This is a genomic window from Flavobacterium kochi (assembly GCF_048286715.1).
Lineage (GTDB): Bacteria > Bacteroidota > Bacteroidia > Flavobacteriales > Flavobacteriaceae > Flavobacterium.
Window position 1 is genome coordinate 1 of record NZ_JBLVPW010000009.1, and the last position, 13,012, is coordinate 13,012.

Genomic DNA, 13,012 nt, shown 5'->3' on the forward strand with positions numbered 1-13,012 from the left:
GATTCAGCATCCTACCAACAATCAGTTGTCGAATTGGTAAGCCAAAGAGCGGCTTGTTTTTACATACGAAATGTAAATTCTGAATCCTTTAGAAAACATTGTGCTCTGATAAAAACACGGGAAACCATTGAAGTTAACTTTGAAAAAAAAAAGAAGTGGCTACCACAAATTACATCCCTTTTGGCGGCGATAAATCGTATAACGACAGAGGGGATGCAGAAAATTCTAATCGTTATTTACTCAATGATTTTAACGTGAATCATTTGCCTTTTCCGGACATGGATATGAATACTGTTTTCATGTACCTTATGGCAATGTGTTCTGTTCTATTTGAATGGACAAGAAAGATTTTGGTACAAAACAAAACCAAATACATCAAGCTCAATATGCGTATTAAAGCAGTTTGTTTTAATTACATAACCATCGCTTCAACCTTTGTAAATCACGCAAGACAAAGAACGCTACAGGTATTCTGAACAAGATTATAAAATATTACAAATTTAGAAACTGAATTTACTGAAGTTACTTAAAAAACTCTGTGGGGTAAGGGCGTATTGTGAACGTTTGTGATTAAAAATGAGCCTATCTTGAAAAAAAACAAAAATCTTTATCAGAACAAAAAATCTTTTTACCCATCAATAGTTTTGTTGCGACTTTTGGGTAGTACTAAAACCGTAAAAATTCCTGGTTTTAAGATCTTCAAACTTTGAATAGATATCAATAATCATGTTTTTTTTTAGTAAACAAACTCCTGATTGCTGCCACTTAATTCTGATTTTGATAGTTTTAAACTTTTTATAAAAATTTCATCTTGAATATAACTTTCAAAACTTAAGTCTTTATCAAAGCAAAAGACATATTTATAAGGTTTATCATTAGCTGCTTTATTTAAAGATACTAGGAGTTCCTCTTTTTTCACAACAATACTGTCGACCAGAACCACATTATTTTTGGTAAAAAAGACAACAACTCCTGATTTTGGTTTTTCCAATTTGTAAAACACATTTGTAAAAGGAATAAAAGCTAAGCTTTTTCCAATAGTATCGGCATAGGAATAGTAATTTTGAGCCTTTTCATTTTTGTGTGCTTTTTCTTCACGTTTTTTTTGTTGCAGTTTCATGACTTCAGGAATTACTAATCGCAAAGGCAGACGCTTGTCTACATTAAAAATCCAATTGGTAGAAATAATTTCGTTTTTCCTGTTTACTTCTGCCAAAGTGTCTTTTCCATTGGTTCTAAAAAAAATATAGATTGGCGAATGATCTTCTACATTTTTGACGATCGTTACATTGGCCTTTGGTAATAAAACAGCTTCTTTGTTTCCGCAAGAAAGCAACATAAAAAAGATACCCAGACTGAAATACTTCATAGCTATGAATGGATTTTATTAAATAAGGTAACACATTGCACGGCTTCCTTTACATCATGAACACGAAGGATCTTTGCTCCTTTAGACAATGCTAAAGTATTTAAAACTGTAGTTCCGTTTAATGCGCTTTCTGTATTGATATTCAAAACTTTAGAAATCATTGATTTTCTTGAAATTCCAACTAAAAGGGGTAATTCCAGTATGGTAAATAATTCCATTTTTTGAAATACTTCATAGTTTTGTTCCAGTGTTTTGGCAAAGCCAAAACCAGGATCAATAATTAAGTCATTGATTCCAAAACTTCTTGCCTGGGCAATTCGTTCCGAAAAATAGAATACTATTTCTTTTACAATATCGTCATAGTTAGTCAGCGTTTGCATCGTCTGAGGATTACCACGCATGTGCATCATAATATAAGGAACATTGTATTTACCAATTATTTCAATCATCTTTTCATCGAGGTTTCCTGCAGCAATGTCATTAATGATGGCTGCTCCACTTTCGATGGAGGCTTTCGCCACTTCACTTCTAAAAGTATCAATGGAGATAATCGTTTCGGGAAAACTTTTTAGAATCAAATCTATAGCAGGAACAATTCTTGAAATTTCTTCTTTTTCCGAAACAAATTCGGCACTGGGCTTGCTGGAATAAGCCCCTAAATCAATAAAAGTAGCGCCATCGATAAGCATTTTTTCAACTTGCGAAAGTATTTCCTTTTCATTTTTATATTTACCGCCATCAAAAAAAGAATTGGGTGTGACATTTAAAATTCCCATTACTTTGGGAGTTGATAAGTCGATGAGTTGCCCTTTGCAGTTAATAGTCATTTGTTTACAGTTTTAAAGACTTCAAAATTCTACATTCAAAAAAAATATGCTATTTTTGAAAAAATTTTAGACAAATATACACCAATAATGAAGAATACTTCAAAGGAATATGATACTGTGATAGCGATTTGTCGTTCGCTGTTTATCAACAAAATGAAAGATTACGGTTGTGCATGGCGTATTTTAAGATTGCCTTCACTGACAGACCAAATCTACATTAAAGCCCAAAGAATACGAAGTTTACAAGAAAACGATGTTCGTAAAATTGACGAAGATGAAACTGGTGAATTCATCGGGATTATCAATTATTCCATTATGGCATTAATTCAATTAGAATTAGGCGTCGCCGACCAACCCGATTTAGATGTTTCAAAAGCAACCGAATTATACGATACTAAAGTCAAACTGACCAAAGATTTAATGGAAGCCAAAAATCACGATTATGGTGAGGCCTGGCGTGATATGCGTGTGAGCTCATTAACGGATTTGATTTTGCAAAAACTGCTTCGTGTGAAACAAATCGAAGACAATAAAGGAAAAACATTGGTTTCTGAAGGCATAGATGCCAATTATCAGGACATGATTAATTATTCGATTTTTGCATTGATTTTAATGGATTTTGGAACTAAAAATTAAAATAAATTATGAAAAATATAATTACTCAATTCTCCCGAATTTTCGTTGGAATCTTATTTATCATTTCAGGATTAATTAAGCTCAATGACCCCATTGGTTTTTCTTATAAGCTGGCAGAATATTTTGGAGAACCGGTTTTTAACATGCCTTTCTTAGTAGCGTTTGCATTAGCAATTGCTTTATTTTTGGTTATTCTTGAAGTCGTTTTGGGTGTTATGTTGCTCATCGGTTACAAATCAAAATTTACGATTAACAGTCTGTTGTTATTGATTGTGTTTTTCACTTTCCTTACCTTTTATTCTGCCTATTTTGATGTTGTCAGAGACTGCGGTTGTTTTGGAGATGCTTTGCATATTACGCCATGGCAATCCTTCACCAAAGATGTGGTTTTATTATTTTTTATTCTTATTCTATTTTTCAATAGAAAATTAGTGAACCCGTTATTTGGAAATACAGTTCAAAATATTTTGGCTTTTGCAAGTATCGCTTCATGTACCTTTATAGGCTATTGGGTTATAAATCATTTGCCTATAATCGATTTTCGTCCCTATAAAGTAGGAACGAATATTCAAAAAGGAATGCGAATCCCTGACAATGCCCCAAAAAGTGTAGTCGAAATGGTTTTTATCTACAAAGTAAATGGTGTTGATAAAGAATTTAGTGAAAAAGATTTAATGGCACTACCTAAAGGAGCAACTTTTGTAGACAGAAAAGACAAAGTGATTACAGAAGGCTACATCCCTCCTATTCATGATTTTGCGATGGAAAAAGACGGATCTGATTATAAGGATGAGTTCTTAAATGAGCAAAAATTAGTTATGATTGTGGCTTATGATTTAGTTCATGCTGATAAAGAAGGTTTAATTAAATTAGAAAAATTGAATCAGGAAGCGAAAGCAAAAGGCTATAAAGTAATTGGGATGACAGCTTCTTCCCCAGAAGAAATTGCTAAATCAAAAAAAGAATTTGGGCTGACATTTGACTTTTATTTCTGCGATGCAACAGCTTTAAAAACAATCGAAAGAGCCAATCCCAGTATCATAGTACTTGAAAAAGGGACAATTTTACAAAAAGTACATTATAATGATATTGCAGATTTGAAGCTATAGTATAAGTTACGACTTCCAAAGACAGAAGAAAGATCATCATTCAAGGTGTTATGACAGCGCTACCGAAGGAATGAAACACCTTTAGACATGTATTTTTTGTGCCGACCAGTTTCTTTAATCACTAATTACCTAAAATATTTATTTCAGGGAACTATGAAAAGTCCAATTACAGGTAAGGAAATGGCCTTACGAACCAGTAAAATCAGTTTTCCGTAAGAAAGAGTTTGAATATTTTTATTTGAGCCATTTTTAAGATAGCGGAGAGCTATTTACAACAACCGAAATAGACGAGTTAAATTTAAATCAAGTTTACAACCAGTATAGGGATAAGTACAATCTCATTTTTGCTGAAGAGATTGTCTAAGCCTTACCTATTATATATTCATGCAGATCCCGCATTAGGCAATATATTTTACTGAAAAAGGTCTCAAAAACTAAAAAATCAGTTCGTTTTTAAAGCCCCACTTTTAACTTATTTCAACAAACGCACCATCTAATAGCTAACTATTACGATTTCACTACTTTTAACATTACAAAAAAATCATTTTTTTTGACATAACCGTTGAGTATTCAAAATTCGTCAATCTATATTCCCCATTCAAATTGTTTGTTTAACTTTGTTCCAAATTATAAAAAATGAAAAAAATATTCGTTTTATTTATTGCTTTCGTTACATTTTCTTGTACTCAAGCTCAAAAAACAGCATTTTCAAAAGAAGCCTTATCAGAAACATTATTGTCAACTAATGGAAGTCAGGTTGCTTTTAAAAATATTTTAAAAAAGCACAAAGGCAAAACTCTAGTGATAGAAGTTTGGGCGTCATGGTGTGGCGATTGTGTAAAAGCAATGCCAAAAATTAAAGAATTACAGGCTACTAACCCTACTGTGGCTTACGTATTTATTTCAATGGACAAAGCTGTTGATAAATGGAAAATTGGTATTGAAAAACACGAATTAAAAGGAGATCATTTCATGGCGAACGACCAAATGAAAGGTGTGTTTGGAAAAGCAATTGATTTGGATTGGATTCCAAGATACATCATCATTGACAAAACCGGAAAAATAGTTTTATATCGTGCGATAGAAACCGATTTTGACTTAATAAATAAAACTTTAAAAAAATTGAAATAATAGCACTATTCATTTCAAAAAACTACCTAACTAAAATAAAAAACAACAAAATGAGAAAGAAGATTGTAGCAGGAAACTGGAAAATGCATAAAAACGCAGAACAGACGGAAGATTTATTGAATGAATTAATTGCAAAAATCCCAACAGAAACTAAAGCACAAGTAATTGTAGCTCCAACTTTTGTAAACCTGGCTTCTGCTGTTGATCACTTAGAGTTTACAAATATTGACGTGGCGGCTCAAAATGTACATCAAGCTGAAAGCGGGGCTTTTACAGGCGAAATTTCTGCTGATATACTTAAAAGTGTTGGCGTGAATATCGTGATTCTTGGACATTCAGAGCGTAGAGCTATTTTTAATGAAACGGATGCTTTAATTGCGAGTAAAGTAAATACCGCTTTGGAACATGACATGACCGTTATTTTCTGTTTTGGTGAAGAATTGAAAGACCGTCAATCTAAAAACCATTTTAATGTTGTTGAAAATCAATTGCGTGATGGTTTGTTTCATATTGAGGCAAAAGACTGGGCAAACGTTGTTTTAGCCTATGAGCCAGTTTGGGCAATCGGAACAGGTGAAACTGCTTCTCCTGAACAAGCGCAGGAAATGCACGAATTCATCAGAGAAACTGTTCGTAAAGCTTTTGGAAGCGATATCGCTGAAGATGTTTCAATTCTTTATGGAGGAAGTGTAAAACCAGAAAATGCAAAAGAAATTTTCTCTAAACCAGATGTAGACGGAGGTCTTATTGGTGGAGCTGCATTAAAAGCAGATGATTTTGTTGCTATTATAAACGCAATATAATTTTTCACCCTAAATAGAACAAAGGTTTGATATTTTTATCAGACCTTTTTTTTGTTTTAATTCTTCAATAAAAAGAGATAGTACTATCTTTGCAAAAAAAATACATGTCAAACATTTATATCGGATATCATTTTACCATAGAACCAAAAGAATTAGGTTCAGAAATATTAATTGCCCAATTGGGAGAAAAAGCATTTGAAAGCTTCACTGAAACCGAAACGGGGATTTCTGCTTTTGTACAAAAGGATTTATGGGATGAAATGATTCTTGATGAGATTCAAATTTTACAATCGGAGGAATTTAAAATTGACTACACTTTCGAAGAAATAGAGCAAGTCAACTGGAATGAAGAATGGGAAAAGAATTTTGAACCTATCGATGTTGATGGCAATTGTCACGTACGTGCTCCCTTTCATCCTAAAACAGATGCCGAATTTGATATTGTAATCGAACCAAAAATGAGTTTTGGAACCGGTCACCACGAAACCACTCACATGATGATACAACATTTATTGGAAATCGATATAAATGGTTTAAAAACACTTGACATGGGTTGTGGAACAGCAATTCTAGCCATTCTTGCCGAAATGAAAGGAGCCCAGCCTATTGATGCTATTGATATTGACAATTGGTGTTATTTGAATTCCATCGAAAATGCGGAACGCAATAATTGTGAACATATTACAGTTTATGAGGGGGATGCAGCTTTGTTGAAAAATAAAAAATATGATTTGATAATTGCGAATATCAATAGAAATATTTTGTTGAACGATATGCAAAGTTATGTGGATTGTTTGAATCCTAAAGGAACGTTACTTTTAAGTGGTTTCTATGTCGAAGACATCCCATTTATCGATACTTCATGCACGGAAAAGGGGTTAACATATGTTAAAAAAATCGAAAGAAACAACTGGGTTTCATTAAAATACGTAAATTAGTTCTTTATTTTTTTATTAATAATAGAAGTACAAAAAACCTACAAAATGAGTACTAAAGAAAAAGTAAGAGAAAGAGTCAGTGTAAAAGAAATTATATCCATTGATAACGAAATTATTGTTTATAATGATGATGTAAACACTTTTGACCATGTCATAGAAACTTTAATACGCGTTTGCAATCACACTGGAGAACAAGCCGAACAATGCGCGTTGATTGTTCATTACAATGGAAAATGCACCGTAAAAACAGGTCCTTATAATAAACTAAAACCGCAGTGTACCCAACTCTTGGAAGCTGGCTTAAGCGCTGAAATTATTTAGCCGTATTTAAATTTCATGACCTGTTGTAGAATTATTACAAATAATTCAAAAAATATATACTTTTATTATATATTTGAACAACACATCTGGCTTTTATGGAAGAATACGGGAAAATTTTAGTTTTTGCAATGCCTGTTTTTTTACTATTAATCATAATAGAAAAAACATACGGTCATTATAAAGGAGAAGATACTGCTCCTACTATGGACTCCGTTTCAAGCGTAAGTTCTGGAATGATCAACTCCGTGAAGGACGTTTTAGGACTTAGTATTACCCTTATTTCTTATGATTGGATCGCTTCAAAAATCGCAATTTTCCATTTAGACGCTACTGTTCTTGCTTATATCATTGGCTTCATAGCCATTGATTTTTATGGCTACTGGAGCCATCGTTTTTCACATCAAATCAATTTTTTGTGGAATAAGCACGCAATTCATCACAGTAGTGAAGAGTTTAATTTAGCCTGTGCTTTACGACAGCCTATATCCAGTTTTGTAAATTTATTTACCTTTCTGCTGATTCCTGCAGCTCTTTTGGGAGTCCCGTCAAAAGTAATTGCGATTACACTTCCCATTCATTTATTTCTTCAATTTTGGTATCACACTAAACACATTAAAAAAATTGGCTTTCTTGAAAACATACTGGTTTCCCCATCTCATCATCGGGTTCATCATGCTATCAATCCAGAATACATGGATAAAAATCATTCACAGATCTTTATAATTTGGGACCGCTTTTTTGGAACATTTCAAGAAGAACTAGCATCAGTCCCACCTGTTTTTGGAATTACAAGACCCGCACAAACCTGGAATCCGATCCGTATTAATTTTCAGCATCTTTGGTTAATGATAACCGATGCCTGGCGTGCTGAAAACTGGAAAGATAAATGCATTATTTGGTTCAAACCAACGGGATGGCGTCCGGAAAATTTTGAAGAAAAATATCCTGTACACAAGATTAAAGATGTTTATGCTTTTGAAAAATACGACACCCTCCCTTCCAAAAAATTAATGATTTGGTCTGTCACTCAAGCCACAGTTACTTTATTACTTATCAGCTATTTATACAATTCTATTGCGATAATCGGTTTACCCAATGTGTTCGTATATGGAGCGTTTATTTTTGTAACAGTCTATAGCTATACTGAGTTAATGGATACCAAAAAAACTTCCGTCTTTTGGGAAATCCTCCGATTTGCATTTGGGATAGGCATTATTGCATATTTTGGTGACTGGTTTTCAATGAATCAAATAATCCCTTACGCAAATTATATCATTATTGGATATCTTACGTTATCCTTAATAGCCACAGTCTACTTTGTACGCGTAAATTTTGAAAAAGAAACAGTAGTTCCGGCATAATCTTAAAAAAAATTCATGAGAAGTACCTTATCATTCAAAGCCTATATCGGAATTAGTTTCGTTTATCTTTTATTAATCATTTTGGGAAGAGAAGACATTTCTTGGTTTATGAAACCTTTTTTGATTCCTTTTCTTTTTCTTGCAGTGTATTCTTGTGGAGATTTTCCCTCTAAAAAATTCCTTTTAATAGCCTTAACTTTTTCTTGGATGGGAGATGTGGTTTTAATGTTTGCTTATAAAGCTGAAATCTATTTCATAATAGGACTGGTAGCATTTCTGATCTCTCATATGGCCTATATCGTTTTGTTCAGTAAGCAATTAAGGATAAATTCGTCCAGAAACAAAGCCGTTTTTTGGGTGGGGATTACAGCTATTATTGTCTATCTAATACTAATGTTATCGCTATTACTACCGACTTTGGGTAATTTAACAATTCCAGTTTTTGTTTATGCGATCCTACTCTCAACGATGCTATTATTTGCATTTAAAGGGTATTTAAAATGGAGTAAACCTGCTGGGACCTATATATTGCTTGGCGCCTTAATTTTCGTCTGTTCGGACAGTATTCTGGCTTTCAATAAATTTTATGAGCCCGTCATTTTCAGTTCATTTCTTATTATGGCAACTTACCTGTTTGCACAATACCTGATTGTAGTTGGTATTTTAAAATTAAACAGAAAAAAATAACATTTCCTTTAAAATGCTATTCAAATTCAAATTTTAGTGGAATTAATGAGGCAATTTATCTTTAAGCAGCCCATACATAAAGGTACCTAACAAAGCGCCAAAAAGCACTAAAAGCACGCTCCAGAAACCAGCGCCGATTAGAATAAATATAGGACCGGGACAAGAACCTACAAGTGCCCAACCCAATCCAAAAAATAATCCGCCAATCCAATAACGGTAAGAACCTGCTTCTTTATCAATAATTGCTATCGGCTGTCCTTTTATATCTTTTACATTTTTTCTTTTTATAATTTGAATACCAATCAACCCTGTCAAAACAGCCACGGCAATAATTCCGTACATGTGAAACGATTGAAATTGAAACATTTCATAAATGCGGTACCATGAAACCGCTTCCGATTTCGTAAGAACAATCCCGAAAACAAATCCAACAAATAAATATTTTAATACATTCATGTTCTAAAAAATTAATGGTAATAAAAAATGAGCCATAATCAATCCTCCTACAAAAAATCCTATAACAGCTTTCAAAGAGGGAAGCTGCAAATTACTTAAGCCTGATATAGCGTGCCCGGAAGTACAGCCTCCCGCATAACGAGAACCAAAACCAATTAAAATCCCTCCTATTATTAAAATAAAAATGATTTTTGGTGATTGCCAAATTTGCGCACCAAAGAGTGCTTCCGGCATTAATTTTCCGTTCGGTGCATCGATTCCCAGTTGCGCTAATTGTACAATGGTTTTAGGATTTATAGCAACATTTGAAGCGTCACTCATAAAATGAACAGCTACAAAACCGCCTAGCATAGCTCCTAACACAACAACTAAATTCCAACGCTGTTCTTTCCAATTGAAATCAAAAAAGGCGACCCGTTTACCCAAACCAGCGATGGAACATAGGGAGCGCAAATTAGATGACATGCCAAAAGTCTTTCCGAAATAGATTAAGCAAAGCATAATCATACCGATCAAAAATCCCGAAAAATACCACGGCCATGTTTGAGAAATTAAATTCATATTCGTTCTTTTTTTACAAAAATAAGAATTCTACTTTTTAAAAATATCACAATAAAGACACAATTGTTGGCTGAAGTAACAAAACCTCTTTTATATTTGTATTTTTTTAATCAGATTGCATTAGCATACTGCTTAAATAATTATTCAGGATAAAGAAAAACAATCAAAATAATTGTTGTTTCAAGCCCATTAAGGAAGTTTAAAAAAATATTAAAATATGAAAAAGACACTACTTTTTGTCGTTTTGCTTCTCGCCTGTGTTTCTTGCGTGAGCACCAAATCTACTTTGAAAAACGTAGACAACAATGCGCCTAATCTCACCGTCACCAATCAAAATACTTTTGTGATAACGGAATACAGCAAAGACAAAAAATATGGTTACAACGAAGATTATCCCATCAATGTATTTTATAGAAATACCGCAAATGACACGATCAATCAGGAGCGTTTTCTAAATGCATTGGCTGGACCTAAAGGAGAAACAATCACTTACACAAAATTAGAAAGTTGCTGCCCTTTTCCAACAAAAAACACCGATTTAGGCGCAGGTTTTCTTGATGTGTATGAAGTAAAGTGGACCGGACTAAAAAAACCAATAAAACTCTATCTAAATATTTACGAAAAAGGTATTCTAATGGTACCTGTTGGTTTTACTTTAAAAAAGTAATTCAATAAAAATTACACTGCTGTGAGATTCCTTTTCTTTTTTGATGACAAAAAAGAAAATAGTGTAATGGCTGGCAGGAAATAGCTTCAAAAAAATACTAAATCATAATTTCTAATTATCTTTGCACCTTCAAAAAAAAAAACAAATTTTATGAACTTACAACATATTCCGCTAATCAAACATACTGAAAGTGGCAACTTTTTTCTACTTGCGGGGCCTTGTGCCATTGAAGGTGAAGAAATGGCGATGCGTATTGCAGAAAAATTAATCGGTATCACCGATAAACTGGAGATTCCATTTGTATTTAAAGGCTCTTTCAAGAAAGCCAATCGCTCTAGAATTGATAGTTTTTCTGGAATTGGAGACGAAAAAGCATTGAAAATCCTTAGAAAAGTTTCTGAGACTTTTAATGTTCCAACAGTAACTGATATCCACACCAATGAAGATGCGGAAATGGCGGCTCAATATGTAGATGTGCTGCAAATTCCAGCTTTTCTTGTTCGCCAAACTGATTTAGTTATGGCTGCTGCTAATACCGGAAAAGTGGTAAATTTAAAAAAAGGGCAATTCATGAGTCCTGAAAGCATGAAACACGCCGTACAAAAAGTTTTGGATTGTAACAATCAAAACGTAATGGTTACGGATCGTGGAACGATGTTTGGTTACCAAGACATGATTGTAGACTTTAGAGGCATTCCTACGATGCAACAATATGCCACTACGGTCCTTGATGTTACCCATTCGTTACAACAACCCAACCAAACGGCTGGAGTAACTGGCGGAAGACCAGATATGATTGAAACTATTGCCAAAGCTGGAATCGCTGTTGGTGTAGACGGAATTTTTATTGAAACTCATTTTGATCCCGCTAACGCTAAAAGTGATGGAGCTAATATGCTGCATTTAGATTATTTTGAAGGTTTAATGACCAAATTAGTCGCCATAAGGAAAACCATAAATACATTTTAGAACTTAGCTCCCCCAATTCTTTGAAACATTTTTTTTTTTATTTCCCATTTTTAATTCTACTTATTTCAATAAACACATCTGCTCAGCAACAGATTAAATCGCAAGATAAATATACCGCTCATAACAAAGGAAAATTCTTTGTATCATGGGGTGGGAACAGAGATAATTACACCAAATCTGATGCAACCTTTCGAGGTAAAGATTATAATTTTACGCTCGATAATATGATTGCTCATGATAAACCGAAAGGTTGGCATGTGGATTATATCAATCCGTCGAAAATGACAATTCCCCAAACTAATTTTAGAATGGGGTATTTCATAAATGACCATTACAGCATTGCCGTTGGATTGGATCACATGAAATATGTAATGACACAGGATCAAACGCTGAACATGACCGGAACGATTTCAGGAAATGCGCCCTATGACGGTGTTTACGACAATACACCAACTGTTATGACTGAAAGCTTCTTACTGTATGAGCATACAGACGGTTTAAATTATGTAAATACTGAATTTTCAAGGCATGATGATATTTCGTCACTATTTAAAATTGGAAATACAGATAAAATCCAGATTAATTTAACCAAAGGTGCCGGAGTCGGTTTATTATATCCAAAAACAAATACGACTCTTTTAGGAAAACCGCGTCATGACGATTTTCATGTTTCAGGTTATGGAACTTCTTTGAAAGCTGGTTTAAACATCACTTTCTTTAAACATTTTTATATTCAAGGGGAATTAAAAGGGGGCTACATCAACATGCAGGATATTAGAACTACTCAAAATCCCGAAGACAGAGCCTCTCAAGATTTTTTCTTTATGCAAAGAATAATTGCTTTTGGGGGTATTTTCAAAATATAAATAGTGTGTAACTAAATACAAAACGAGGCTGTCTGTAAAGTGGCAGCCTCGTTTTGTTTGATTAATTTTTTCATTTAAATGATGACGATTTATCTTATTTTAATTCTAAATTTGTTTTTAGCATTAGTTTTATTATTTTTATAAGTATTAGTTTTATTATTTTTATAAGTATTAGTTTTATTATTTTTATAAGTATTAGTTTTATTATTTTTATAAGTATTAGCTAAATTTGACACCACCTTTTCTTCCAAAATAATAAAAATTAAACGATCACAGTATTTCAATTTGTCTACAATCCGAACAACAAAATA

16 protein-coding genes are annotated in these 13,012 nt (G+C 33.3%); 12 read left to right on the plus strand and 4 right to left on the minus strand.

All coding sequences use genetic code 11. The features are described 5' to 3' along the window. The first annotated feature begins 155 nt into the window (after positions 1-155). Positions 156-476: a hypothetical protein gene (locus tag ACNQGH_RS09570; protein ID WP_417955779.1), complete on the plus strand. Its 321-nt coding sequence runs from the start codon at positions 156-158 to the stop codon at positions 474-476. Positions 477-736: 260 nt separating this feature from the next. Here the strand turns inward: ACNQGH_RS09570 and ACNQGH_RS09575 are convergent, their stop codons facing one another. Together ACNQGH_RS09575 and folP are read right to left on the minus strand one after the other, a co-directional pair. Continuing rightward, the gene (locus tag ACNQGH_RS09575; RefSeq protein ID WP_417955780.1) at positions 737-1,369 is read right to left on the minus strand and encodes a hypothetical protein; all 633 of its coding nucleotides are present in this window, start codon (positions 1,367-1,369) and stop codon (positions 737-739) included. 2 nt (positions 1,370-1,371) lie between these two features. Continuing rightward, the gene (gene folP, locus ACNQGH_RS09580) at positions 1,372-2,196 is read right to left on the minus strand and encodes a dihydropteroate synthase (protein WP_417955781.1); all 825 of its coding nucleotides are present in this window, start codon (positions 2,194-2,196) and stop codon (positions 1,372-1,374) included. An 87-nt stretch (positions 2,197-2,283) separates the two neighbouring features. On the opposite strand from folP, the gene ACNQGH_RS09585 reads away from it, so the two are divergent. The 8 genes from ACNQGH_RS09585 to ACNQGH_RS09620 all read left to right on the plus strand — a co-directional run bounded on the left by ACNQGH_RS09585 (position 2,284) and on the right by ACNQGH_RS09620 (position 9,182). Continuing rightward, positions 2,284-2,832 carry a DUF1599 domain-containing protein gene (locus tag ACNQGH_RS09585; RefSeq protein ID WP_417955782.1) on the plus strand — a complete coding sequence of 183 codons (549 nt, stop codon included), beginning with the start codon at positions 2,284-2,286 and terminating at the stop codon, positions 2,830-2,832. A gap of 8 nt (positions 2,833-2,840) precedes the next feature. Continuing rightward, a complete protein-coding gene (locus ACNQGH_RS09590) occupies positions 2,841-3,941 on the plus strand; it encodes a BT_3928 family protein (protein ID WP_417955783.1) in 1,101 nt (366 codons plus the stop codon). A 636-nt stretch (positions 3,942-4,577) separates the two neighbouring features. Next, complete coding sequence (locus ACNQGH_RS09595) at positions 4,578-5,072, plus strand: TlpA family protein disulfide reductase (RefSeq protein ID WP_417955784.1); 495 nt, start codon at positions 4,578-4,580, stop codon at positions 5,070-5,072. Positions 5,073-5,122: 50 nt separating this feature from the next. Then, positions 5,123-5,875 carry a triose-phosphate isomerase gene (gene tpiA / locus ACNQGH_RS09600; RefSeq protein WP_417955785.1) on the plus strand — a complete coding sequence of 251 codons (753 nt, stop codon included), beginning with the start codon at positions 5,123-5,125 and terminating at the stop codon, positions 5,873-5,875. 104 nt (positions 5,876-5,979) lie between these two features. Continuing rightward, complete coding sequence (prmA, locus tag ACNQGH_RS09605) at positions 5,980-6,813, plus strand: 50S ribosomal protein L11 methyltransferase (RefSeq protein WP_417955786.1); 834 nt, start codon at positions 5,980-5,982, stop codon at positions 6,811-6,813. Between the two features lie 45 nt (positions 6,814-6,858). Further along, positions 6,859-7,134, plus strand: coding sequence for an ATP-dependent Clp protease adaptor ClpS (locus ACNQGH_RS09610; protein ID WP_417955788.1), 276 nt, complete (start codon positions 6,859-6,861; stop codon positions 7,132-7,134). A 95-nt stretch (positions 7,135-7,229) separates the two neighbouring features. Then, positions 7,230-8,495, plus strand: coding sequence for a sterol desaturase family protein (locus tag ACNQGH_RS09615; protein ID WP_417955789.1), 1,266 nt, complete (start codon positions 7,230-7,232; stop codon positions 8,493-8,495). 15 nt (positions 8,496-8,510) lie between these two features. Next, positions 8,511-9,182, plus strand: coding sequence for a lysoplasmalogenase (locus tag ACNQGH_RS09620; RefSeq protein ID WP_417955790.1), 672 nt, complete (start codon positions 8,511-8,513; stop codon positions 9,180-9,182). A gap of 42 nt (positions 9,183-9,224) precedes the next feature. On the opposite strand, the gene ACNQGH_RS09625 is transcribed toward ACNQGH_RS09620, so the two are convergent. Next, the gene (locus tag ACNQGH_RS09625; protein ID WP_417955791.1) at positions 9,225-9,638 is read right to left on the minus strand and encodes a DUF6691 family protein; all 414 of its coding nucleotides are present in this window, start codon (positions 9,636-9,638) and stop codon (positions 9,225-9,227) included. 3 nt (positions 9,639-9,641) lie between these two features. Further along, the gene (locus ACNQGH_RS09630) at positions 9,642-10,199 is read right to left on the minus strand and encodes a YeeE/YedE family protein (RefSeq protein WP_417955792.1); all 558 of its coding nucleotides are present in this window, start codon (positions 10,197-10,199) and stop codon (positions 9,642-9,644) included. Between the two features lie 217 nt (positions 10,200-10,416). On the opposite strand from ACNQGH_RS09630, the gene ACNQGH_RS09635 reads away from it, so the two are divergent. The 3 genes from ACNQGH_RS09635 (at position 10,417) to ACNQGH_RS09645 (ending at position 12,701) form a co-directional block, all read left to right on the plus strand. Next, the gene (locus ACNQGH_RS09635) at positions 10,417-10,866 is read left to right on the plus strand and encodes a 2-dehydro-3-deoxyphosphooctonate aldolase (RefSeq protein ID WP_417955793.1); all 450 of its coding nucleotides are present in this window, start codon (positions 10,417-10,419) and stop codon (positions 10,864-10,866) included. A 150-nt stretch (positions 10,867-11,016) separates the two neighbouring features. Then, a complete protein-coding gene (gene kdsA / locus ACNQGH_RS09640) occupies positions 11,017-11,835 on the plus strand; it encodes a 3-deoxy-8-phosphooctulonate synthase (protein WP_417955794.1) in 819 nt (272 codons plus the stop codon). A gap of 20 nt (positions 11,836-11,855) precedes the next feature. Further along, the gene (locus ACNQGH_RS09645) at positions 11,856-12,701 is read left to right on the plus strand and encodes a hypothetical protein (RefSeq protein ID WP_417955795.1); all 846 of its coding nucleotides are present in this window, start codon (positions 11,856-11,858) and stop codon (positions 12,699-12,701) included. Positions 12,702-13,012: the final 311 nt, after the last annotated feature.

What these genes read in the sequence shown, in the direction of transcription:
- ACNQGH_RS09575 (WP_417955780.1), bottom strand. Translation starts at nt 1,369, where the DNA reads ATGAAGTATTTCAGTCTGGGTATCTTTTTTATGTTGCTTTCTTGCGGA.
- folP (WP_417955781.1), bottom strand. Translation starts at nt 2,196, where the DNA reads ATGACTATTAACTGCAAAGGGCAACTCATCGACTTATCAACTCCCAAA.
- ACNQGH_RS09585 (WP_417955782.1), top strand. Translation starts at nt 2,284, where the DNA reads ATGAAGAATACTTCAAAGGAATATGATACTGTGATAGCGATTTGTCGT.
- ACNQGH_RS09590 (WP_417955783.1), top strand. Translation starts at nt 2,841, where the DNA reads ATGAAAAATATAATTACTCAATTCTCCCGAATTTTCGTTGGAATCTTA.
- ACNQGH_RS09595 (WP_417955784.1), top strand. Translation starts at nt 4,578, where the DNA reads ATGAAAAAAATATTCGTTTTATTTATTGCTTTCGTTACATTTTCTTGT.
- tpiA (WP_417955785.1), top strand. Translation starts at nt 5,123, where the DNA reads ATGAGAAAGAAGATTGTAGCAGGAAACTGGAAAATGCATAAAAACGCA.
- prmA (WP_417955786.1), top strand. Translation starts at nt 5,980, where the DNA reads ATGTCAAACATTTATATCGGATATCATTTTACCATAGAACCAAAAGAA.
- ACNQGH_RS09610 (WP_417955788.1), top strand. Translation starts at nt 6,859, where the DNA reads ATGAGTACTAAAGAAAAAGTAAGAGAAAGAGTCAGTGTAAAAGAAATT.
- ACNQGH_RS09615 (WP_417955789.1), top strand. Translation starts at nt 7,230, where the DNA reads ATGGAAGAATACGGGAAAATTTTAGTTTTTGCAATGCCTGTTTTTTTA.
- ACNQGH_RS09620 (WP_417955790.1), top strand. Translation starts at nt 8,511, where the DNA reads ATGAGAAGTACCTTATCATTCAAAGCCTATATCGGAATTAGTTTCGTT.
- ACNQGH_RS09625 (WP_417955791.1), bottom strand. Translation starts at nt 9,638, where the DNA reads ATGAATGTATTAAAATATTTATTTGTTGGATTTGTTTTCGGGATTGTT.
- ACNQGH_RS09630 (WP_417955792.1), bottom strand. Translation starts at nt 10,199, where the DNA reads ATGAATTTAATTTCTCAAACATGGCCGTGGTATTTTTCGGGATTTTTG.
- ACNQGH_RS09635 (WP_417955793.1), top strand. Translation starts at nt 10,417, where the DNA reads ATGAAAAAGACACTACTTTTTGTCGTTTTGCTTCTCGCCTGTGTTTCT.
- kdsA (WP_417955794.1), top strand. Translation starts at nt 11,017, where the DNA reads ATGAACTTACAACATATTCCGCTAATCAAACATACTGAAAGTGGCAAC.